Origin of the sequence: Amycolatopsis thailandensis, assembly GCF_002234405.1 — a bacterium.
Classification (GTDB): domain Bacteria; phylum Actinomycetota; class Actinomycetes; order Mycobacteriales; family Pseudonocardiaceae; genus Amycolatopsis; species Amycolatopsis thailandensis.
Map to the genome: position 1 here is coordinate 59,141 of NZ_NMQT01000083.1, position 21,598 is coordinate 80,738.

General features: G+C 69.8%; 16 protein-coding genes. All 16 read right to left on the reverse strand.

Going from position 1 to position 21,598, the window contains the following annotated elements; translation table 11 throughout:
• Positions 1–19: 19 nt before the first annotated feature.
• Positions 20–3,352: a serine hydrolase gene (locus tag CFP71_RS23095; RefSeq protein ID WP_093936031.1), complete on the reverse strand. Its 3,333-nt coding sequence runs from the start codon at positions 3,350–3,352 to the stop codon at positions 20–22.
• The gene (locus CFP71_RS23100; protein ID WP_093936032.1) at positions 3,349–4,341 is read right to left on the reverse strand and encodes an ABC transporter ATP-binding protein; all 993 of its coding nucleotides are present in this window, start codon (positions 4,339–4,341) and stop codon (positions 3,349–3,351) included. The genes CFP71_RS23095 and CFP71_RS23100 overlap by 4 nt, the downstream gene beginning before the upstream one ends.
• On the reverse strand, positions 4,338–6,218 hold the full coding sequence (locus tag CFP71_RS23105) for a dipeptide/oligopeptide/nickel ABC transporter permease/ATP-binding protein (protein ID WP_093936033.1): 1,881 nt from the start codon (positions 6,216–6,218) through the stop codon (positions 4,338–4,340). The genes CFP71_RS23100 and CFP71_RS23105 overlap by 4 nt, the downstream gene beginning before the upstream one ends.
• 1 nt (position 6,219) lies before the next feature.
• Positions 6,220–7,200, reverse strand: coding sequence for an ABC transporter permease (locus tag CFP71_RS23110; RefSeq protein ID WP_093936034.1), 981 nt, complete (start codon positions 7,198–7,200; stop codon positions 6,220–6,222).
• Positions 7,200–7,535: a hypothetical protein gene (locus CFP71_RS45625; protein WP_425266632.1), complete on the reverse strand. Its 336-nt coding sequence runs from the start codon at positions 7,533–7,535 to the stop codon at positions 7,200–7,202. Before CFP71_RS45625 ends, CFP71_RS23110 begins: the two co-directional genes overlap by 1 nt.
• On the reverse strand, positions 7,490–8,737 hold the full coding sequence (locus tag CFP71_RS23115) for an ABC transporter substrate-binding protein (RefSeq protein ID WP_425266633.1): 1,248 nt from the start codon (positions 8,735–8,737) through the stop codon (positions 7,490–7,492). The genes CFP71_RS45625 and CFP71_RS23115 overlap by 46 nt, the downstream gene beginning before the upstream one ends.
• A gap of 68 nt (positions 8,738–8,805) precedes the next feature.
• On the reverse strand, positions 8,806–9,708 hold the full coding sequence (locus CFP71_RS23120) for a serine hydrolase (RefSeq protein WP_093936035.1): 903 nt from the start codon (positions 9,706–9,708) through the stop codon (positions 8,806–8,808).
• Positions 9,705–11,093: a serine hydrolase domain-containing protein gene (locus tag CFP71_RS23125; RefSeq protein WP_093936036.1), complete on the reverse strand. Its 1,389-nt coding sequence runs from the start codon at positions 11,091–11,093 to the stop codon at positions 9,705–9,707. The genes CFP71_RS23120 and CFP71_RS23125 overlap by 4 nt, the downstream gene beginning before the upstream one ends.
• A 120-nt stretch (positions 11,094–11,213) precedes the next feature.
• Positions 11,214–12,125 carry a serine hydrolase gene (locus tag CFP71_RS23130; protein WP_093936037.1) on the reverse strand — a complete coding sequence of 304 codons (912 nt, stop codon included), beginning with the start codon at positions 12,123–12,125 and terminating at the stop codon, positions 11,214–11,216.
• Between the two features lie 98 nt (positions 12,126–12,223).
• Entirely contained in the window at positions 12,224–13,486 is a 1,263-nt protein-coding gene (locus tag CFP71_RS23135) for an MFS transporter (RefSeq protein WP_093936059.1), read from the reverse strand.
• Positions 13,487–13,623: 137 nt separating this feature from the next.
• On the reverse strand, positions 13,624–15,294 hold the full coding sequence (locus tag CFP71_RS23140) for a PucR family transcriptional regulator (protein WP_093936038.1): 1,671 nt from the start codon (positions 15,292–15,294) through the stop codon (positions 13,624–13,626).
• Between the two features lie 76 nt (positions 15,295–15,370).
• Positions 15,371–16,477, reverse strand: coding sequence for an o-succinylbenzoate synthase (menC, locus tag CFP71_RS23145; RefSeq protein ID WP_093936039.1), 1,107 nt, complete (start codon positions 16,475–16,477; stop codon positions 15,371–15,373).
• A complete protein-coding gene (locus tag CFP71_RS23150) occupies positions 16,474–17,358 on the reverse strand; it encodes a GNAT family N-acetyltransferase (protein ID WP_093936061.1) in 885 nt (294 codons plus the stop codon). Before CFP71_RS23150 ends, menC begins: the two co-directional genes overlap by 4 nt.
• 31 nt (positions 17,359–17,389) lie before the next feature.
• The gene (locus CFP71_RS23155; protein WP_167406241.1) at positions 17,390–18,532 is read right to left on the reverse strand and encodes a M20 family metallopeptidase; all 1,143 of its coding nucleotides are present in this window, start codon (positions 18,530–18,532) and stop codon (positions 17,390–17,392) included.
• Positions 18,529–20,004, reverse strand: a complete 1,476-nt coding sequence (locus tag CFP71_RS23160) for an amidohydrolase family protein (RefSeq protein WP_093936040.1) — start codon at positions 20,002–20,004, stop codon at positions 18,529–18,531. Before CFP71_RS23160 ends, CFP71_RS23155 begins: the two co-directional genes overlap by 4 nt.
• Before the next feature lie 239 nt (positions 20,005–20,243).
• Positions 20,244–21,452, reverse strand: a complete 1,209-nt coding sequence (locus CFP71_RS23165; protein ID WP_093936041.1) for a glycoside hydrolase family 88 protein — start codon at positions 21,450–21,452, stop codon at positions 20,244–20,246.
• Positions 21,453–21,598 lie beyond the last annotated feature (146 nt).

The window sequence follows — 21,598 nt, forward strand, 5'->3', positions numbered from 1 at the left end:
AAGTCATATTTGACTCCCCTCAATAGGACACCTTCGGCGTCGCGCGCACGCCGTAGTGCAAGTACGGCTCACCGGTCGACAAGGTGTAGAAGGTCACCGGCATCCAGGTCTGGGCACCCGGCTCCCGGCAGACGTAGAGCGAGTCGGCCACCGGGACCAGGTCGAACTCCATCGTCTTCTCCGGCATCAAGTCCGCGAGCGGACCCGTGACGGTCTGCCGCAGCCGGAGACCGTCCCCTTCGGACAGAACCTCCATCCGCACCCCGGCCCGTTCGTAGACGCCGACGTGCCTCGAACCGTCGACGGTGACCGGGATCGCGGGCGGCTCCAGCGGTTTCGGCATCGCCACGTCGGCGAGTTCCGCGAAGATCTCCCGGTACAGCTCCTGGAACAGGTCGCGGGTGTTGCCGCCGTTGGTGAGCAGCGTGACGGCGAGCCCCTGGGCGGGCAGCAGTCGCAGGAACGCCGACTGTCCGATCGTGTTGCCGTCGTGGCCGATGACGCGCTGACCGCTCCAGTCGTCGCGGATCCAGCCGAGCCCCCAGGAATCGCCGAGCGAATGCTTGTCGGGGATGTCGGCCTGCTTCGAGGCCATCGCGGTCGCGGACGCGGTCGTCAGGATCCGCTCACCGGCCGGGGTGAGGCCGCCGGTCAGGTGCAGCCGGGCGAATCCGAGGACGTCCTTGGTCGTGGCGGTGATCAGGCCGGCCGGGCCCATGTTCCTGGGCAGTCCCCAGATCGGCGCGGGCCGCGGTTCCTTGTCCGCGTCGGGGACGTGACCGACGGCGGCACGGAACATCAGCGCTTCCTCGGGCAGGGTCACGGTGTGGGTGAGGCCGAGCGGGGCGAACAGCTTCTCCCGCATCGCGGCGTCCCAGGTCTGCCCGGTGAGCTTCTCGATCACCCGGCCCATCAGCACGAAACCCGAGTTGCAGTAAGAGAAAGTCTCGCCGAGAGGATGGTTCTGCGCGGCCTGGTCGAGGATCTCGACGTAGCGCTCCAGCGTGTCGTCACCACGGCCGGTGTCGGTGAAGACGTCGCCGTCGATCCCGCTGGTGTGCGTCAGCAGATGCCGCATGGTCACCTGCTTGGCGACGTCCGGGTCGGCCAGCCGCAGTTCCGGGACGACGTCGGAGATCGGCGCGTCCAGATCGAGGAGCCCTTCGTCGACCAGCTGCATCACCACGGTCGAGGTCCACACCTTGGAGATCGACCCGATCTGGAACACCGAGTCCTCGGTGACCTCGACCCCGGTCGCCGTGTTGAGCACGCCGTAGGAGGCGTGTACCTCAGTGCCTTCCACGTCTTCGCCGACCCGGGTGATGCCCAGCGCGGCACCGGGGACGCGGTGCTTGCGCGCGAGTTCGGCCAGGCGCCGTCGCCAGTGCTCCGCTTCGATCGGCACCCGCGACACTCCGCCCACCGGCACGGCGTACTGCTCGACCCAGTCGAGGATCCGCCGGTTGTAGTCGAGCCGGTGCGAGGGCGGGCCGTCGAGGATGAACAGATGCGACGCGCCCGGGTACAGCACCATCCGGGACGGGACGCCGCGCGCCCGCAGGGCGCCGAACCACTGCTCGGCCTGGCCGACCGGGCACCGATCGTCCTCCGCGCCCTGGATCACCAGCGTCGGCGTCCGCACCTGGTCGACCTTCGAGAACGGCGAGAACTGCTCGTTGGCCTGGTCCCAGGACGTGCCGCCGAGTTCGCCGACGGCCAGGTAGTACCCGGCGTCGGAGGTACCTCCCATGCTGGTCAGATCGCTGACCACGCCACCGGTGACGGCGGCGGCGAAACGGTTGTCGCGGCTGGTCAGATAGCAGGTCATGAACCCGCCGTAGCTATAGCCCGACACGGCGAGCCGGTCCGCGTCGGCGATCCCTTCGGCGACGAGCTGGTCCAGCGGTTCGAGGAAGTCGGGGGAATCGGCGGTGCCCCACGCGCCGACGGCGCCCGTGAAGAAGTCCTCGCCGTAACCGTCGCTGCCTCGCGGGTTGAGCAGCAGCACCACCCAACCTCGCGCGACGAGCGCCTGGTGATAGAGGTGGACCGAGTCGGCCGCGCCGTTCCAGGCGTTGTGCGGGCCGCCGTGGATGTCGAGCAGCAGCGGCGCGGCGCCGGAGCGGGCCGGGTCCCGCAGCAGCCAGCCGTGGACGACGGTGCCGTCGCCGATGGTGAATTCCCGTTCCTCGCGCCGGAAAAGCTCGATCTCGGCGACAGCGGCGCCGTGCCGGGTGCGCACGTCGACGTCGCCTGTCTCCGGATCGACGACCGCGATCTCGCCGAACGAGGTCTCCGTGGCCAGCGCGACCACCGCTCGGGCCCCCGCGATGTCCATTCCGGACACCACGTTGCCGGCGCCCGCCAGGACGGCGCGCGGATTCCCGCCGTCGACGTCCACTCGGTACAGATGGGTACAGCCGCGGTCGCGGAGGCCGAACAGTACGGAACCGCCGTCCGCGGTCAGCTGAGGAAGCGCGCCCGGGTAACCCGCGCCACCGGCCATCACGTTGCGGTCCAAGGAAGCCGCCAGGTCGACGGACTCGCCGTCGTCGAGCGGGACCCGCAGCAGCCCGAGGTGACCGACCCGCGTGTCGGCCCGGCCGACCACCAGCAGCGCGTCACCGTCCGCGGTCCAGCCGACGGTGCCCGCCATACCCTCACCGGAGCCGACCAGCCGCGGCTCGGACGTCTTCGTCGTGACGTCGAGAACGTAGGCACCGGAACGGAAAGTCAGGTCCGCGTCGGCGTCCCGCCCGGCGGAGAACGCCAGGTGGGTGCCGTCCGGCGACCAGGCGGGGTCGCCGGCGTGCCAATCGCCGAAGGTGACCTGCCGGACTTCCTTCGTGGCGACGTCGAGGACGTGCAGGTGCTTGCGGATGGTCTTGATCAGCCCGGCGCCGTCGGCCTTGAAGTCCAGCCGGTCCGCCACCACCGGCGCGTTCGGCGCGGGTTCGCCACCGGCCAGGTCGACGGCGGCCGAGAACGCGATCTTGCCGCCGTCCGGGCTCCACACCGGCGAGCCCGCCCCGAGCGGGAGTTCGGTGATCTGTTCGGCCTCCCCGCCCGACGACGGCAGGAACCACAGCTGCGGCGGGCCGTCCTTGGCGCGGAGGAACGCGATCCGCGCGCCGTCCGGCGCCCACTTCGGCGCCAGGTCGGCGGTTCCGCGTGTCAGCTGCCGGGCTTCTCCGGTAGTGGCGCCGACCTCCCAGAGCGTGTGCGTGTTCCGGTCCTCGTCGCGGTCCGCGGTGCGCAGGACGTAGACGATCCGTTCGCCGTCCGGCGACAGCGAAGGCTGGCTGGGGACGGCGATTCCGTACAGGTCGTCGAGACCGAGACGTCGGGTCATGGTGCGCTTGCTCCTCTGGGGATCGCGAGCCGGCGGCTCTCGTTTTCGCTGAAATGGCAGGCCGCCGAATGACGTCGGTGTGCCGCGTCGGCGGCGGGATCCGCCTGGAGACAGAGCTCGCGGTCGGCGCGCACGAGCGGGCCGACCGGACAGCGTGTGTGGTAGCGGCATCCGGCGGGCGGATGGTGCGGGTCGGCGGGCTCGGTGTCGGCGGTCGCCGCGTCCTCACCGGTGCCGAGCAAGGAGGTGTGCGCGGAAGGCGCCGCGGCGAGCAGGTCACGGGTGTAGGGATGCTGGGGATCCGTGAGCACCTGCTCAGCCGGGCCGACCTCGACGATCCGGCCGAGGTACATCACGGCGACGACGTCGCTGAGGTAACGGATCACCGCGAGGTTGTGGGAGATGAACAGCATCGACAGGCCCAGCCGCCGTTGCACGGACCGGACGAGGTTGAGCACCGCGCCCTGCACCGAGACGTCGAGCGCCGAGGTGATCTCGTCCGCGATCAGCACCTCGGGCCGTCCGGCCAGCGCGCGGGCGAGCGCCACCCGTTGCCGCTGGCCGCCGGAAAGCTGCCGTGGCAGGTGCCCGGCGCGATCCGGATCGAGGTTGACCAGTTCCAGCAGCCGGGCGACCTCGTCCCGGCGTGCGCCGCGACCGGAAAGGACACCGCGCGGGATCGCCTCGGTGATCGACTCCCCGATGCTCATCCGGGGGTCCAAAGAGGAATACGGATCCTGGAACACCATCTGCAACGGAGGACGCCTTGGCAGTTTCCGGACGTCCACCCCGCCCAGCAGGACCCGTCCGGAGCTGACCGGCGAAAGCCCGACGGCGGCACGGGCGAGCGTCGATTTGCCCGAGCCCGATTCGCCGACGAGCCCGACGACCTGTCCGGAAGGGACGGTCAGCCCGACCCGGTCGACGGCGGTGAGACCGCGCCGTCCGCCGTATCGCACGCTCACCGCGTCGAAGACGAGATCGCTCACTCCGCACCTCCGGCGGTCACGGTTTCCTTGACGGGCAACGAAGACGCCTCCCAGCACGCGACGCGATGCCCGGATTCCACGCGTTCCAGCACCGGGTCTTCGAGACGGCACCGGTCGGTCACCGCGGGGCACCGGTCGGCGAAGGCACAGCCGGTGGGCACGCGATCCGGTTCCGGCGGACGGCCGGGGATCACCGCGAGCGGCGCGTCACGATCGGTCTCCAGGTCGAGCGTCGCGGCCAGCAAGGCCCTGGTGTAGGGATGCCTCGGCGTCCCCGCCGACGGCATGTCCTCCACGACCCGGCCCGCGTACATGACCAGCATCCGCTCGCAGGTCTGCGAGACGACCGCGATGTCGTGGCTGATCAGGATGATCGCCGTGTCCCGTTCGGCCCTTGTCCGCGCCAGCAGCCGTAACAGCTGCCGCTGCACGGTGACGTCGAGCGCGGTGGTCGGTTCGTCGGCGATGATCAGCCGCGGGTCGCCCATCAGCCCCATGCCGATCATCGCGCGCTGCCGCATCCCGCCGGAGAACTCGTGCGGGTACTGCTTCGCACGCCGTTCGGCGGCCGGGATCCGCACCGCGCGCAACCGGTCCACGGCCCGTTCGAACGCCTTGGCACGCGGAAGGCCTTGGTGCTGTTCGGCGACCTCGGCCAGCTGACGGCCGATCCGCCTGGTCGGGTTGAACGAGGTCATCGGATCCTGGAACACCATCGCCAGCGACGTGCCGAGCAGCCCGCGCGACTCCCGTTCCGGGGTCTTCAGCAACGGTTTCCCGGCGAAATCGAGCCTGTCCGCGGTGACCACGGCCGGCGCTTCGACCAGCCGTGACACCGCCAGCCCGGTCAGGCTCTTCCCCGAACCCGACTCTCCGACGACGCCGATCGCCTCGCCCGCGTGGACGGTGAAGCTCACGCCGCGCACCGGCACGGTCCAGCCCGCCGGACGGGGGAAAGCCACCTGGAGGTTCTCGACCACCAGCACGGCGTCGTCACGGTCTTCGGCGACGCTCTCCCTGGCGGGAACGGCCTTCCGCGGTGCGAGCTTGCGCAGCCCGGTGCGGACACCGATCACGCCGGCCACGGTCTCCCCCGCCAGGTTGAAGGCGAGCCCGGCCAGCACCACCGCGACACCCGGCGCGAGCGCCGCCGCCGGATTGACGTAGATCCCGTTGAGCCCTTCGCCGAGCAGCCGTCCCCAGTCGTACTCCGGCGCCTGGACACCGATGCCGAGGAACGAAAGCCCGGCGAACGCCAGCAGCGAGGCGCCCGCGCCGATGGTCGCGTTCACCACCAGCGTTTCACCGATGTTGGGCAGGACGTGCCGGACGAGCAGCCGGATCCGGCCGACGCCGGAGATCCGCGCGGCGGACACGAAGTCCTGACCCGCCACGGAAGCCGACAACGTCTGCGCAAGCCGGGCGAACGCCGGTGCCAGCGCGAACCCGACCGCCAGCACCGCACCGTGGGTACCGACCCCGAAGATGACCGAGAAGAACAGCACCAGCAGCAGCCCGGGGAACGCGACAGCGATGTTCACCGCCGAGGTGATCAGCCGGGCGGCAGGCCGTGGCAGCAGCGACGGCAACGTGCCGAGGACGAGTCCGGTCACCACCCCGATCACCGTCGCGAACACCGCCAGCAGTACCGAAAGCCGGGTCGCCACCAGGACACGGAAGAGGATGTCGCGGCCGAGGTCGTCGGTGCCCAGCCAATGCGCCGCCGACGGCCCTTGCGCGATGGCCTCGGTGTCGATCTCGAAGGCGTTGTCGTGCCACAGGATCGGGGCGAACACCGTGAGCACGAGCACCAGGAACAGCAGGACCGCCGAAAACGCGCCGACCGGCGTGCGCAGGGCCGCGAACCATTTCGCCATCTCAGTTCTCCCGGATCGTCGAACGCGGATCGAGGGCGGCCAGCAGCACGTCCACCGTCAGGTTCACCAGCAGCACCCCGATGCCGTAGACCAGCACGATCGCCTGCACCAGCGGATAGTCCTTCTGGAGGATCGACTGCGTGATGGTGGAACCGAGGCCGGGCCAGGCGAACACGGTCTCCACCAGCACCGTCCCCGCCACCATCCCGGTCAGCATCAGCCCGCCCATGGTCAGCGTCGCGGTCAGCGCGTTCGGCAGCGCGTGCCGCAGGTACACCAGCCGCGCGGGCAACCGTTTCGCCCGCGCGGTGCGGATGAAGTCGTTGCCCAGCACGGAAAGCGTCTCCACCCGGACGATGCGGGAGAGCACCGAGGCCGGGCCGAGCGCGAGCGCGATCACCGGGAGCACGAACGAGGTCGCGTCCGCGTTCCCGGCGACCGGGAACCAGCCGAGCCGGACCGCGAAGAACGCGACCAGCGCGACGGCGAGCAGGAACTCCGGGATGGCCGCGAGCAGCACGGTCGTCGAGGTGAAGGCCAGTTCGCCGCCCCGGCGCCGTCCGCCCCGGGTCAGCACGGCGAACAGCAGGCCCAGCGGGATCGCCACCGCGATCACCACCGCGAAGGCGGGCAACGCCAGCTGGAGGGTGGCGGGCAGCCGGTCCCCGATCACCTCGGAGACCGGCTGCCCGCTCGTCATCGACGTCCCGAAGTCACCGGTGACCAGCCCGCCGAGGTAGTGGACGTACTGCGACCACAACGGATCGTCGAGGCCGAGCGCCGCCCGCCGCGCGTTCACCAGTTCCACCGGCGCGGTGAGCCCGAGCGCCGCCCGGACCGGGTCGCCGGGGATCAGCTGGATCATCAGGAACGCCATGGTGACCAGCACCCACAGCGAAACCGCGAACCGGCCGAGGCGGCGCACCGCGAACGAGAGCCAGGGGCTGCCGCGCAGTCCCGACGGCGCGAGCGCGACCGCCATCAGCTGTACATCCGGACGCTCGACGGTTCGATCGTGCCGAAGTTGACCTTGAACCGCGCGTTGCTGCCGAAGATCGGGACGACCGAGTTGACGTACGGCACGACGTCCAGCCGCTCGATGAGCGCCGATTCCGCGGCGAGCCAGGTCGCGCAGCCGGAGTCACCCGGCAGCTGCGCCGCCTTCGCGGCTTCCGACGTGTACTTCTCGTTCTCGATGTGCGCGAAGTTCGTCCCGGCGGGCGGCTTCGGCCCGGACACGAACGAGCTGACCTGACTCGGCAGCAACAGGGTCACCGGCGCGAGCGAGATGTCCCACTCACCGGTGTTGAAGAGCACCTGCTGGTCCCCGGGCTGTCGAGGCCCTTGAGCGTGACGTCGGCGCCGGCGGCCTTCCACGACTGCTGCATCAATTCGGCCGCGGAAGCCATCGTCGGCCCCAGCTGGGTTCCGTAGATCGCGGTGAGCGCGAGCCGTTTGCCGTCCTTGACCCGCACGCCGTCCGCGCCCGGCTTCCACCCGGCCGCGTCGAGGGCCGACTTGGCCGCGGCGACGTCGAACGCGGGCAGCTTGCCGCTCACCGCGTCGCCCGCGCACGCCCTGGGTTCGGTGGTGACCATGCCCTGGCTGGGCGCCCCGGCGCCGCTGGTGAGCACCTTGCCGATCTGGGCCAGGTCGAGCGCCTGCACCAGCGCGCGGCGGACGGCCTGATCGGCACCGGCACGGCCCGGCGCCTGGTTGAAGAACATCTCGCCCATCGGCACGACCATCTCGCCGTGGAACAACTTCTGGGCGCGGAGGCGCTGCTGATCCTGACCGGTGATCCGGGCGGCGTTGAGCTCACCCGACAGCAGCAGGTTCGACGTGGTCGTCATGTTCTGGACGACCCGGAAGACGACCTTTTCCGGCAAACCAGGCTGGTCGCGCTTCCAGTCGCCCGGTCCCCACGCGTAGTCCTTCCGCCGGGTGAGGGTGTAGTGGTCGTTGGGCACGATCTCGGTCATGGTGAACATGCCGGTGCCGTACTTCCCCTTGGCCAGCGCCTGCCGGTCGGTCACGCCCTTGCCGCAGACGATCGGCATCCCGCCGAGGTTGCGCAGCAGGAACGCGTCCGGCGCCCCGCTGGTGAGGGTGATCGTCCGGGCCGCGTCGTCGGCGGTCGCCTTGGTTCCGGGCGCGACGGTGAGCCCGGACATCGGGGACTTGTTGGCGGGGTCCCCGACGAAGTTGATGTTCGCGGCGACGTCGCTCGCGGTCAACGGCGCGCCGTCGTCGCAGGTGACTCCGTTCCGCAGGGTGAAGGAGGCCGTGGTCGTGGTGGCCTCGAACTTCTCGGCGAGTCCCGGGATCGGTTTCCCGGTCTCGTCGAGGTTGATCAGGCTGTCATAGAGGTAGCGGCCGATTTCGAGAGCGGTCGAGAGCACGGTCATCGCCGGGTCCAGCGCTCCCGGGTCGGTCCCGATCGCCATGGTGAAGGTCTTGCCTTCGGTGAGTTTCTGGTTCGCGGTCCGGTCCTGCCCGGATTGCGACGTCCCCCGCACGCGCTCACGGTCAAGGCCACCACGCTCGCGATCGCGGCGGTGAGCCGGGCTTTCTTCATGCGGTTCTCCTACTGGGTGACGGTCTGCGCACGGAGGTGTTCGACGGCGAGGCTGGCGGCTTCGCCGATGGCGGAATCGATCGCGGGCTGGCGATCGGCGAGGGAGTCGGCGCGGGTGAACACCGCGACGGCGTACCGGCGACCGTCCACAAAGGTCACCACCCCCGCTTCGTTGCGGACCGCGGGAAGCGTCCCGGTCTTCGCCGCGATGGTCACTCCCGCGGGGAAACCGGACGAGATCCGGTGCGGCCAGATCTGCTGGGCCATGATCGCCCTTACGCGTTCGCAGGCGGCCGGGTCGCCCGCGCGGTCGGTCCAGATCGCGTCCAGCAGTTCGGTGATCTCACGCGGCGTCGACGCCGTGGTGCGTTCCGGGTCGAGCACCGCGAGCTTCCACAGCTGTTCCTCGGTGGCCGCGGCGAAGACGGCCTCCAGGTCGTCGTCCGGCTTCGCGCCGAGATCGGCGATCACCGAGGCGAAGAGGTCTTCGCAGCAGCCGATCAGCCGCGTCCTGGTCAGTCCGAGATCGGTGAGGACCTTGTCGACGGCCTCCTGCCCGACCCGGTAGTAGACGACGTCGGTCGCGGCGTTGTCGCTCATCGTCAGCATGAAATGCGCCAGGTCGCGCCAGCTCATCTCGACGTCGTCCGCGCAGCCGGCGGTGCCGATGCCGCCGATCCGGTAGCGCGCGGTGACACGGGTCCGCTCGGTGTCGTCGAGCCGTCCGGCGGCCACCTCACGGGCGAAGGCGACCGCCACCGGGATCTTGAACACCGACGCCAGTACGACCGGGTCGTCCGCACCGACGCCGACTTCGGGGCCGCCGGGGGCGCCGACCTCGCGCGCGTGCACGAACCCGCGCGCCCCCGCCTTCGCGAAGACCGCTTCGATCCGTTCGACGATCGCCGTCACCGGCTCACCCGCCGGTCGGCGCGGCCGGTGTGGACGTACAACGCGCGGCCGGTGCCGTCGTCACCGACGAACGCGTGCGGCATGTGCAGGCCGAGCCCGTCGTGCGCCACCACCAGGGTGTCACCCTTGTAGCCGAGCAGCTTGCTCTTCTCCGGCCCGGTCCCGAGCTCGGCGAAGATCCCCTTCGGCGTGCGCTCCAGCCACAGGTCGCCGTCCTCGTCCTGGCTGACGACGATCTCCGCCACCTGCGACGAGTACTCGCCCACGAAGCGGGACGGGTCGGCCGGGGCCTCCGCGGCGTCGGGCTCGGGCAGCGGCGGGACCTCGACGCCCGCGAGGTCGCCCAGCACCTTCCGGAAGACGTCCAGGTAGAGGTGCAGCGGTTTGCCGCCGTTGGTCAGCAGCGCCACCGCGACGTTGCTGCCCGGCACCACCCGCAGGAACGCCGACTGGCCGATGGTGCCGCCGTCGTGGCCGATCACCGGGCCGCCGTCCCAGTCGAAGATCATCCAGCCGAGGCCCCACGCGCCGCCCATCAGGCCGAGGTAGGGCAGTTCGACCTGGCGTTCCCACATCGCGCGGGCGGTTTCGGGCTTCAGGACCTGGGTGCCGTCGTCCGCGCGGCCTTCGTTGAGGTGCATGCGGACGAAGGTGAGCAGGTCGCGCGGGCGCATCGCGAGATGCGAGCCCGCCGGGGCGTTCGACCGCGTCAGCGCCCAGACCGGCGCGGCGACCGACTCGGCGTCCGGAGCGGGCTGGACGTGGCCGATCGCGGCGCGGTAGCGGATCGCGTCGTACGGCCCGGCCGCGGCGTGGGTCAGCCCGAGCGGCGCGAACAGGTGCTCGCGCAGGCAGTCGTCGTAGGACTTGCCGCGCAGGACCTCGACGATCCTGCCGAGCACGCAGTACCCGGCGTTGTTGTAGGAGAACATCTCCCCCGGCTCGAACAGCTGGGGCACGTCGACGAGGGTCGCCACGAGTTTCGCGACGCAGTCATCGCCCTGTCCGGTGTCGGTGAAGATGTCGCCCTCGAAGCCGGAGGTGTGGCAGGTCAGCTGCCGCACGGTGATCCGCGCCGCGGCGGCGTCGTCGGCGAGGACGAACTCGGGAAGATAGTCGCGGACGGGCTTGTCGAGGTCCAGCCTGCCCTCGTCGACGAGCTGCATCGCCAGCGTGGTCGTCCACACCTTGGTGATCGAGCCGATCTGGAAGACCGAGTCCACTGTGGACTCCACGGCGGTGCTCTTGTTCAGGACGCCGGCCGCGTGGTCGATCACCTGGCCGTTCGCGAAGACCGCGACGGCCGCGCCGGGTACCTGATGCTTCGCCAGGAGCTCGGCGAAGTTGTCCGCGAGCCAGGCATCGATTTCGGAAAGTTTCGACATGGGCATCCTTGTCCGTGGAAAGAGTGGACCGGCAGTTCCCGGAATGCTAAGACGGTGCCGGGCGTCACCGGTTCGTGCGGAACGACGAGAGCGGCGAGAAAATTCATCCAGGCGGACGAATCATTCGCCCCCGGCCTCGGGAAGCCTGAGCCATTCGACGGCCTGCGCCGCGGCGAAGCCGATGAACGCGTCCCGCTCCGGCACCCGCGACCGCCCGTCGACGGCGTCGGTGAAAATCCCTACCGCGTAACGGCCGCCATCCGGGTGCTCGACCACACCCACCTCGTTGCGCACCGACGGCAGCGTCCCGGTCTTGCCGCTGACGCGGATCCCGTCGTCCGGGAACCCGGATCGCAGCCGGTGCGGCCACACCTGGAGGTCGAGCCAGCGCCGGACGTCGGCGCACGCGGACGGCGACGCGGCCTCGTCCCGCCAGATCAGCCTGAGCAGCCGGGTGATCTCCTCGGCCGTCGTGGCGCAGGTGTGCGCCGGTTGCAGCGCGCGCAACGCGTGTATCCGCTCGATCGACAGCTCGGACAGCGCTTTCTCATCGTCCTCGTAGGAGATCCCGAGGTCTTCGCCGATGCTGTCGAGCACCTCGCGGCAGTCCTGCGGGACGGTGGTGTGCTCGAAACCGAGGCGCCGCAACGTCTTGGCCGTCGCTTCCTTCCCGACGCGGGCGAGGATCAGGTCGGTGGCCACGTTGTCGCTGATCCCGATCATCAGGATCGCGAGGTCGTACCAGGACATCGTGATCTCGTGCCGGAAGGTGGCCAGGCCGTACGGGCTCGGCGTGGGGTGCCCGGCCGGGACGGTGACCGGCTCGCCGAGGTCGAGCTCACCCTCGGCGCCCTGCCTCGCCAGCTCCAGCGCGATCGGGACCTTGAAGACCGACGCCGTGACGACGGGCGCGTTCTCGTCGATCCCGATCCGCCGGGCGCCGTCGATTTCGGCCGCGTGCAGCCGGACCCGGACGCCGACCTCCTTGGCTCGGGCGTTGATCGTTGCGATGACTTGGGACGCGGTGGTCATGGAACTCCTGTCTGCTTTGGGTGGGCTGAAGGGGCCCTTCACCGCATGCGACGCGGCGAAGGACGCTTTCGTCGCATCTGACGCGGTGAAGGGCCCCTTCAGCCCCTGGGACTCGCCGGGGAGAAGGTGAACTGCGCCGGATTCTGCGGCACCCAGAACGCCATCACCGCGGTGAGGAACGTGGTGCCGATGAGGAAACCGAACGCCGCGGTGTAGGAGAAAGCGTCGGCGAGCCAGCCCATCGCCACCGGAGCGACCGCGCCGGCCACCTGGCCGCCGAAGTTCATCACTCCCATGCCGATCCCGGTGACGGCCGTGGGCAGAACCCGCAGCGGCAGACCGAAGACGGCCATCGTCGCCATGCCGAACACCGCGAGCGCGAGTGTCTCGTAGAGGGTGAATTCCGCCGTGCTGTCCGCGTTCACCATCAGTGTCAGCAAAGCCACGGTCACCAGCGCGATCGAACCGAGATACCAGCGGCCGTGGTCGTGGAAGTACTTGTCGAACAGCCAGCCGCCGAGGATCGTCGTGCCGATGCTGACCAGCATCGGGATGGCCGCGAGGACCCCGGTCTGATTCAGCGTCAAGCCCCGCGCTTCGAGCAGATAGCTGGGCACCCAGGTGATCAGGCCGTAGTTCAGCATGTTGGTGGCGCAGAACAACAGTGTGAACTTCCAGACCACAAAGGACTTCAGCACCTGTTTGCGCGACACTTCGGGCGTGCTCGCCTCGGTGCGGGGAAGACTGCTCAACGACTTCGGCAGCGGCTTGGGCAACAGCGTCCAGACGACCACGCCGATGATCGCGCCGATCCCGGCCATCCAGAAGAAGGTGTGCCGCCAGCCGAGGGCCATCAGCAGCGGGCCGACGATCAGCGGCGCGAGTCCCGCGCCGATCCCGCCGGCGGACAGCATCACGCCGGTCACCGTCGCCCGGTTGCCGGGAGTGGTCCGTTCGGCGATCGCCTTGAACGAGGCCGCCGGGAAAAGACCTTGGCATACGCCGAAAAGGCCGCGGACGACCAACAGCATGCCGAAGGTGCCCGCCATCCCGGTCATCGCGGTGAACGCCGACCAGGCCAGCAACGTCACCAGCATCGGCCCCCGCGAACCGTACCGGTCGGCGAGGAATCCCGCCGGGATCTGGCAGACCATGTAGACCAGCGCGAAGACGGTCACGAGCCAGCCCTGCTGGGTCTTGCTGAGGTCGAACTCGGCGCCGATCATCGGCAGCGCCATCCCGATGGAGAACCGGTCGATGTAGTCGACCGCCCAGGCGAAGACCATCACCACCATGGTGATGAGCGCCGTCCGGTTGATCCGCCGCGCTGTCCAGGTGTCCTCATTGACCACTGCCGTCATGGCGCCTCCGCGGAAACGTTGGGAGAGAAGGAGAACGGCGAGGGTGGCGCCGATCACTCATTCTGAAACGCACTCGGCGGACGGAGTTCGTGCGATTTCACGAACATCCGGCGCCGTTTCGGGCCGGGAGACCAACGTCAGTCTTCGGCGCCCGGTGGCCCTGTCCGCGCGTCGCGGGGCAACAGCCGTAGTTGCACCATCGCGGCGAACCGCTCGCCCGCGTCGTCGAGGTCGATTTCCCCGACTTCCGCGAGACGCCGCAAGCGATAGCGGAACGTGTTCGGATGGACGTAGGCGGCGGCGGACGCGGCACCGATGTCACCGAAGGCGTCCAGCCAGCACCGGAGGGTGTGCACCAGTTGTGACTGGTGCTGGGCGTCGTAGGCGAGCAGCCGCGCGACAGGTCCTGTCGCGACGTCTCCCCTGGCCGCGGCGAGGTCGGCCAGTTCCAGCATGAGCGCGTCGACGTGGACGTCGTCGGCGGTCGCGACCCGTTTCGCGCCGGCGTTGGTGAGCAGCACGCGCAACGCCCGGTCCGCGCCGTCACGTGAGGCACGCAGGCCGGAGCCGTCGAGCGCGAGCGGGCCGATGCCGATCGCGGCGGCCGCCCGTCGCCCGGTGCGCTCCAGGAAGGTCGACGCGACCCGCACCGAACGCTCCTGGCAGTCGTCGTGGCTGCCCGGCATCGGGACGATGCCGTAGGCGACGTCGCCGACGAGAGCGACGGCCGAGCGCGGCTGTACGGCGCTGAGGTGCATGGCGAGCGCGTCGGCGACCCGCTGGCGATCCGCGACCAGCCGGAGGTCGTCCTCCAGCGCGGGCGCGCCGAGCAGTCCCATGGCGAGCACGATCGACGGCTGGCCGAGCAGGCCGAGCCGGGCGATGGCCTCCGGCGCCCCGGAACCGCCTTCGAGCGCCGTGCTCACCAGGTCCGCGCGAAGCCGTCGTTCGACGTCGGCGCCCGCGCGCAGCCGGAGCATGTGCAGTGCGACGAGTTTGGTGGCGTCGATCAGGGCCTGGGTCCGCTCCTCGCTGAGCGGCTCCCGCACCGCCGCCCAGATCGAGCCGAGTATCTCGTCGCCTGCCCGGACAGCGAGCGCCACCCGGGGAAGGACGATCTCGATGTCTTCGTAGCGCTGCGGGTCGACGTAGACGGGCGTGTGGTCGCGGTACAGCCGTTCGAAGACGCCGTCCTGTTCCAGACCGCGGGTGAACCGCTCCGGCACCTGCCTGCCGAGGATGGTCTCGACGCGGGAAGGGTCGGCCTCGTCCTGTCGTCCGGAGAAGGCGAGGACACGGGAGTTCCGGTCCTCGATGGTCACCGGCGCGTCCAGGAGCGCGGCGATCGCGTTGGCCAGCGCGAAGAGATCACCCGAAGGCATGCCGCCGAGCGTCTGCGGCGAGACCTCGCCGACGTCGCCCTCGGCCAGCAGGGTCCTGAGCATGGCGGCGAGCTGGGCCCAGGACGCGCCTCGCGCGAGCCCGAGCAGGGCGACCCCGGACGAATCCGCGGCGCGCCGGAGTTCCGGCGTCGGGGTGACGGGAGAGCGGACGACGAGCGCCGCCGCGCCCCTCGCGCCCACGTCGCGCAAGAGGCGGACGACCTCGTCCTGCTCCCGCACCCCGACGCCGAGCACGACGGCTCCGCCAGGGATGTCGGATTCGTCGTGCGGATCGTGGATGACCACCCCGCCGAGCTGCTTGCGGGTGGTCCGGCCGACCGCGACCGGCTCCAGGAGCACGTCCCCGAGGTCTTCGAGAACGCGCCCCAAACTCGTGTGCGGCTTGCTGGGCACCGGTGTCAGCACCCCCCGAAGTTAAACCCGGTCTCACCGAACCGATTGGTTCGCTTCGACCAAATCTAACCCCGGAATTCGTAGTTCGCTACGAACCGATCCACGCTTTCTCGGCGGTGAACTCATCCAGGAGGTCGGGAATCGGGGTCACGCCGAGGCCCGGCCCGGTCGGCACCGGCAGGTGCCCCGCGTCCAGCACGAACGGCTCGGTGATGTCCGTGCGGTAGAACCGGCCGGACGCCGAGGTGTCACCCGGCAGTGTGAAGCCGGGAAGCGACGCCAGCGCGACGTTGGCCGCCCGGCCCAGCCCGGTCTCGATCATGCCGCCGCACCACACCGCGACCCCGTGCGCCGCGCAGACGTCGTGCACCCGGCGGGCTTCGAGGTAGCCGCCGACCCGGCCCGGCTTGATGTTGACGATCTGGCAGGCGCCCAGCTTGATCGCGTCCGCCGCGGCCTTGGCGGAGACGATCGACTCGTCGAGGCAGATCGGCGTCCGGATCCGCTTGGCCAGTTCGGCGTGGCCGAGCACGTCCTCCTCTTCGAGCGGCTGCTCGATCAGCAGGAGATCGAACGGGTCGAGCCGGGACAGCAGCGGCGCGTCGCCCAGGGTGTACGCGGTGTTCGCGTCGACCTGCAACAGCACGTCGTCACCGAAGCGCTCCCGCACCTGCCGTACCGGCTCGACGTCCCAGCCGGGTTCGATCTTCAGCTTGATGCGGACGTAGCCCTCGTCGAGGTACCCGCCGACGACGTCGAGCAGCTGCGGGATCGAGTCCATGATCCCGACCGAGACACCGCAGGCCACTGTGTCGCGAGTGGACCCCAGCTCCGCCGCGAAGGACCGTTCGTGCGCCCGGAGTTCGGCGTCGAGAATCGCCATCTCCAGCGCGCCCTTCGCCATCCGGTGGCCCTTGAACTTCGCCAGCAACGGCGTCACCTTGTACGCGGTCACGTCGTCGGCGGCCAGCAGGGCCGGGATCAGATGGTTCCGCAGCACGTGTTCGGCGGCGTCGTTGTACTCCGAGGAGTAGACCGGCGCCGCCATCGTGACGCATTCGCCCCAACCCTCGCCCGCCGGGGTCACCGCACGGACGAGCAGCAGTTCCCGTTCGGACTGAGTCCCGAACGACGTCCGGAACGGGGCCACGAGCGGCATCCGGACCCGGCGCAGTTCCACACCGCTGAGTTTCACGACTGCTCCTTCGAGATCACGTACCAGCCGGCACGATCGAAACCGGCGACCCGGGCGTTGTCCGCCATCAGTCCGCCGAGGACTTCGCGCAGGGCGACGCGCCACGCGTTGCCGCGACCGGGATCGGTGCGGCGTAACCGTTCGATGTCGGACGGGACGGCGACGAGCACCGTCGGGGTGTCGGCGGATCCGATGCTCGGACCGCCGTCGGAGTCGACCGACAGCGCCTTCGCCGCGCCCAGCGCCCCCGCGTCGATCAGGACGGGTTCGCCGAACGCCGCGGAGCGGACGTCCGGGCTCGTCAGGTCCCAGCCGACCATCAGCCGGTCGGTGTCACCCGAACCGTTGATGCCGTCCTCCATGGGACCGTAGAAATCGGGCAGGTACCCGATCGGGCGTGCGCCGAGTTTCCCCAGGTTGAAATAGGCGTTGCGGCGCACCAGCGGATCAAAGGTCCAGGTGATCACCGAGACGTCCTGGAGCAGCGCCCAGCCGCGCTGGTGCAGTTTGAGCGCGTGCCCGATCCCCCGTCCCGCGCCGGCGTGGGCGACCCCGGCGATATGACTGTGCAGGCTGCCCTTTCCCGGGTTCCCGAAGAAACCGAAACAGGCCCCCAGCAGTTCGCCGTGCTCGAACGCGCCCGCGACGTAGTTCCCGGCGGTGGACATGGCACGGAGCAGCTCCGTGCTCACCGGCCGGGAGCCCGGAGCGGACTGCCAGATCGAGTCGAACAGGCCGACCACCGCGGCCAGATCGGCGATTTCGGTGAGTTCGCGGATTTCGACGCCCGAAGCCGCGGCCGCGGCGCGCGCGGCGGCGACGGCCTCGTCGCGCACCTCCACCGGCACCAGGCTCTCGGTATTCGTCGCAAGATTCGTCACGGGACAATCCTTTCCCGGCTCGGTGGCCGAGTCACCGTCGTGCCGCACCAGATTCGCCCGCGCTCTTCGTCGCGCCGGACGGACCCCGCTTCGCGAGCACGTTTTCCACGAGTGCGGCCAGCAAAGCGGTGCGCCGAGGCAATTCCGCGACGACGACGTGTTCGTGATCCGCGTGCGCCCCGCCGCCGACGGCGCCGAGGCCGTCCAGCGTGGGAATCCCCATCCCCGCGGTGTAATTCCCGTCCGAAGCGCCACCGACCGACGCGGAAGCGAGTTCACCGAGACCGAGTTCGCCCGACAGTTCCCGGGCCAGCTCGAACAATCCCGCCGACGAACCTTCTTCGAGCGGCGGCCGGTTGATCCCGCCGGTCACGCGGACCTCCGCGTCCTCCAGTACCGGCCGGAGGTCACGCATGGCCCGATCGACCCGGAGTTGCTCGGCCTCGTTCCACACACGGACGTCGACAGCCACGCTCGCGGCGGCGGGAACGGTGTTGACCGTCGTTCCCGCCGAGACGACGGTGGGTGTCACGCTGGTCCCGGCCTCCGGATCGGCGATCGCGGCGATCACGAGGATCTGGTGGACGATCTCGATCCCCGCGTTGATCCCCTTCTCCGGTTCGAGCCCGGCGTGCGCGGCGCGGCCGACGACCTCGACCCGGTAGTGGGAAACGCCTTTGCGACGGCATTTCAGCGCGCCACCGTCGGCCGACGCCTCCAGCACGAACGCCGCGTCGCAGCCCGCCGCCGATTCCTCGATCAAGGCGCGGGACGACGGTGAGCCGACCTCCTCGTCACCGGTGACCAGAATGGACAGTCCGTCGCGGTCGGGCACGGTCGCGGCGGCGTGCAAGGCCATGACGACCCCGGCCTTCATGTCGAAACAGCCCGGGCCACGAAGCACACCGTCCCGCACGGAGAACGGATGAGTCTCCAGCGAACCGTGCGGCCACACCGTGTCGTGGTGCCCGAGGAGCAGCACCCGCGGCGGTCCGTCGCCGAATCGCCAGCGCAGATGTGTGACCCCGGCGACGACGATCCGTTCCGGCTCCACGCCGAGCAGTCTCCGGCCCACTTCCGCCACCACTTCGGCGCTGCGGGACACCGCCTCGTGGTCCGAGGACGGGGACTCGCAGCGGACGAGCGTCTCGATGTCGTCCAGCAGTTCGCTCATCGCGGTTCACCCCGCAGCGGCTTGCCGGGGAAGGCGTCGGTGCGCAGGTTCCCGTCGGTGACGACCGGGACGCCCGCGACGAACAGGTGCCGGACGCCGACCGAAGGCCTGGTCGAGTCGAAGTAGGTCGCCGCGTCGGTGATGGTGTGCGGATCGAGGACGACGATGTCTGCGTCGGCTCCCACGTCGAGCCGTCCCTTGGCCAGGGCCCCGGGAGCGACCTCGTCGAGCACGCGCGCCGGCAGGTACGAACAGCGCCGGAACGCTTCCAGCCAGGTCCAGGCCTTGCTCTCGCGCACCATCAGGCGCAACGTCTTGGCGTACGTGCCGGCCGTGCGCGGATGCGTCGCACCGCCGGGCGGCAGCGGCCATTCGGTGCTCTCGCTGGTCCCGTTCTTCCAGTAGACGGGCAGCGCGTCGCTGGCGACGATGGCATCGGGGAACGCGAGCGCCTGGCGCAGCAGGCCGAGGTCGTGCGGGTCGCTTTCGTCTAGGAACTCCAGGATGCACGGCGCGCCCTGGTCTTCGGCGCGAACCTGGAGGAGGCGGCCTTCGTCGGCGATGCGCTCCCCCGACTCCAGCATGATCACGCTGGACGGCGAGAGCCCCTTCATCTTCAGGCGTTCGGGTGAGAGGAACGCCGCGCCGATCGCGGTACTGCCCGCACCGTACGGATAGGCCTCGACGGTCACCCTGGATCCGGCCGAGCGGCCCGCTTCGAGCGCCGCGAGCACCCGCTCGATCTGCTGACCGGACGTGCTGTTCACATGGCAGTGGTGCATCGCGGCGCCGGTCTCGGCCGCGACGATCGCGATCTCCGCCGAACCGTCGATCGGCGTCTCCGGGTTCACCTCGACCAGTTCGCGGACGTGGGTGTAGGTCGGCGCCCCGGCCTCCTTCGCGAGGCGGGCCAGCGCGAGGAACTCGCCGGGGTCGGTGTCGGGCGCGTAGCCGAGGAGGACGCCGACGCCGAGCGCGCCCGCGGCCAGCTCACCGTCCACAAGGGACAGCCAGGCTGCGAGTTCCTTCGGCGACGAAGACCTTTGCCAGACCGGGTTCCCGAGCACCGCGAGACCGCTGTCGATGTTCGCGTCCGGTTCGATCCCGGCGAGCACCTGCGCCCGCGCGGCACCCCAGGACGCGGAGAACCCGTAGTGCAGCGGACGCCCCGCCGCGGCGGCCTCGGCGTAGGCCCGCTCGATCGGCATCAGACCGGCTTCGAGGTCGAGCGCGGTCGTCACCCCGTCCATCGCCTGGAGCCGCTGGCCCGCGATGGTGTGCACGTGGCTGTGCAGGTCGATGAAGCCCGGTCCGACCACGAGCCCGGTGACGTCGATTTCCACATCACCGGGCTCCGCGGTCAAACCCGCTTCGACGGCGGTGATCACGCCGTCGGATACCAGCACGTCGGCCGTGCCGTCGAACCCCGTCGCCGGATCGATGACACGACCGCCACGCAAGAGTGTCCGCATGCTTCGCCTCCTTGGATCGCCTCGTTCATGGCGACCCTAGGAGGTTTCCTCGGGCGTCCGTTCGTACCGCGCGACGAATCCGGGCCCCTCGGTCCATCCGCCCGCACGAAACCTCGCGAGTGGTCAGGACGGTTCTACTGGGGACAGGCAAGTGTGGCGGGCGGGTGAGGTGTCGGTCGGGGTGGTCGTGAGTGGTAAGTGACGTTAGAACGTCACTTACCACTCACGACCACCTGGAGTCAGCCGGTCGAGAGGTCGATCGCCTTCTCGATCTCCTTCGGCATCAGCACCCGAAGGATGCCCTCCAGCAGGTAGTAGTCGCCGTAGGGCAACGAGACCTCGACGCCGTCCTCGGCCGGACGGTTGCGCGTGCCCCGCGCCATGATCGCCTCGGCGCGAGTGGACTTCGTGGTCAGGCAGGTGTCGCACAACGCGGTGAGGATCCGGATCGCCGCCTCGCGGTACTGCGGCCGGTTCGCGACCTTCGCCAGGTCGAGCAGGCCGCACGCCATCACGGCGCCGGCGGAGGAGTCCTTGATGTCGTGCGGCGCCTGCGGCGCGAGGTAGTCCCACACCGGCACGTTGTCCGGCGTCAGGGCGCGGAGCGCGAAGTCGGCGAGGCGCTGCGCGGTCCGCAGGAACAGCGGGTCGCCGGAACGCCGGTACATCGTGGTGAATCCGTAGATCGCCCAGGCCTGACCGCGCGACCAGCAGGACGTCGGGCTGTAGCCCTGCACGGAGTTCGGGCCGATCTCGGCACCGGTGTCCGGATCGAAGTCGAATACGTGCGGGGTCGAACCGTCCGGGCGAACGAAGACCCGTTCGGTGGTCTTCGCGTGCGAGATCGCGATGTCGAGGTACATCCGGTCACCGGTCTGCTTGCTCGCGAAGGTCAGCAGGTCCAGGTTCATCATCGTGTCGACGATGACCCGCCCGGCGTTGCCCGGCGTGCCGAGCGCGCCCCACGCCCGGATGAACTTCCCTTTTTCGTTGTAGCGCCGGCTGAGCGACGCGGCGGCGTTGAGCGCGCCGGTGCGCCATTTCTCGTCGCCGGTGAGCCGCCAGCCGGTCACCCAGGACGGGTAGAACAGGAATCCGAGATCGTGATCGCTCGTTTCGTACTGACGCGGCGCGAGCTTTTCCGCGGACGCCGCCGCGAGGGTCCGGAATCGCGGATCGCCGCTGTAGATCGAGGCGAGCCACAACGTTCCCGGCCAGAAACCGCCGATCCAGCCACCTTTCGCGGAATAGGTCCATTTCTCGAACCGGGTGATCTCCGGAAAGGTCGTCACGCCGGGCGCGACGGCTCGCAGTTTGGACACCGCGTAGTCGGCGGCCCGGCGGAAAGTCCTTGGCGCGTCGGCCGCACCGGCGGCCGGGGCGATCGCCGTCGCCGCGACGGCGGCTCCGGCAGCGGTGGTCAGCAGGGTTCGCCGGGAAACGCTCACAATGCCCGCCATTCGTCAGTGGGAAATGCGTCTCGGGAGTTTCGCATGACGATTACGCGCTTGTGAAGTCCATTCATGGTTGTGAACAATTGCGCCGTTCAGTGGCACATAAAAGGGCGAAGGCCCGGCGTTATGGGGTACGCCGG

Coding starts and splice junctions, on each gene's coding strand:
- CFP71_RS23155 (WP_167406241.1), bottom strand. CDS start 18,532: ATGAGCGAACTGCTGGACGACATCGAGACGCTCGTCCGCTGCGAGTCC.
- CFP71_RS23130 (WP_093936037.1), bottom strand. CDS start 12,125: ATGACCACCGCGTCCCAAGTCATCGCAACGATCAACGCCCGAGCCAAG.
- CFP71_RS23095 (WP_093936031.1), bottom strand. CDS start 3,352: ATGACCCGACGTCTCGGTCTCGACGACCTGTACGGAATCGCCGTCCCC.
- CFP71_RS23110 (WP_093936034.1), bottom strand. CDS start 7,200: ATGGCGGTCGCGCTCGCGCCGTCGGGACTGCGCGGCAGCCCCTGGCTC.
- CFP71_RS23160 (WP_093936040.1), bottom strand. CDS start 20,004: ATGCGGACACTCTTGCGTGGCGGTCGTGTCATCGATCCGGCGACGGGG.
- CFP71_RS23135 (WP_093936059.1), bottom strand. CDS start 13,486: ATGACGGCAGTGGTCAATGAGGACACCTGGACAGCGCGGCGGATCAAC.
- CFP71_RS23125 (WP_093936036.1), bottom strand. CDS start 11,093: ATGTCGAAACTTTCCGAAATCGATGCCTGGCTCGCGGACAACTTCGCC.
- CFP71_RS23105 (WP_093936033.1), bottom strand. CDS start 6,218: ATGGCGAAATGGTTCGCGGCCCTGCGCACGCCGGTCGGCGCGTTTTCG.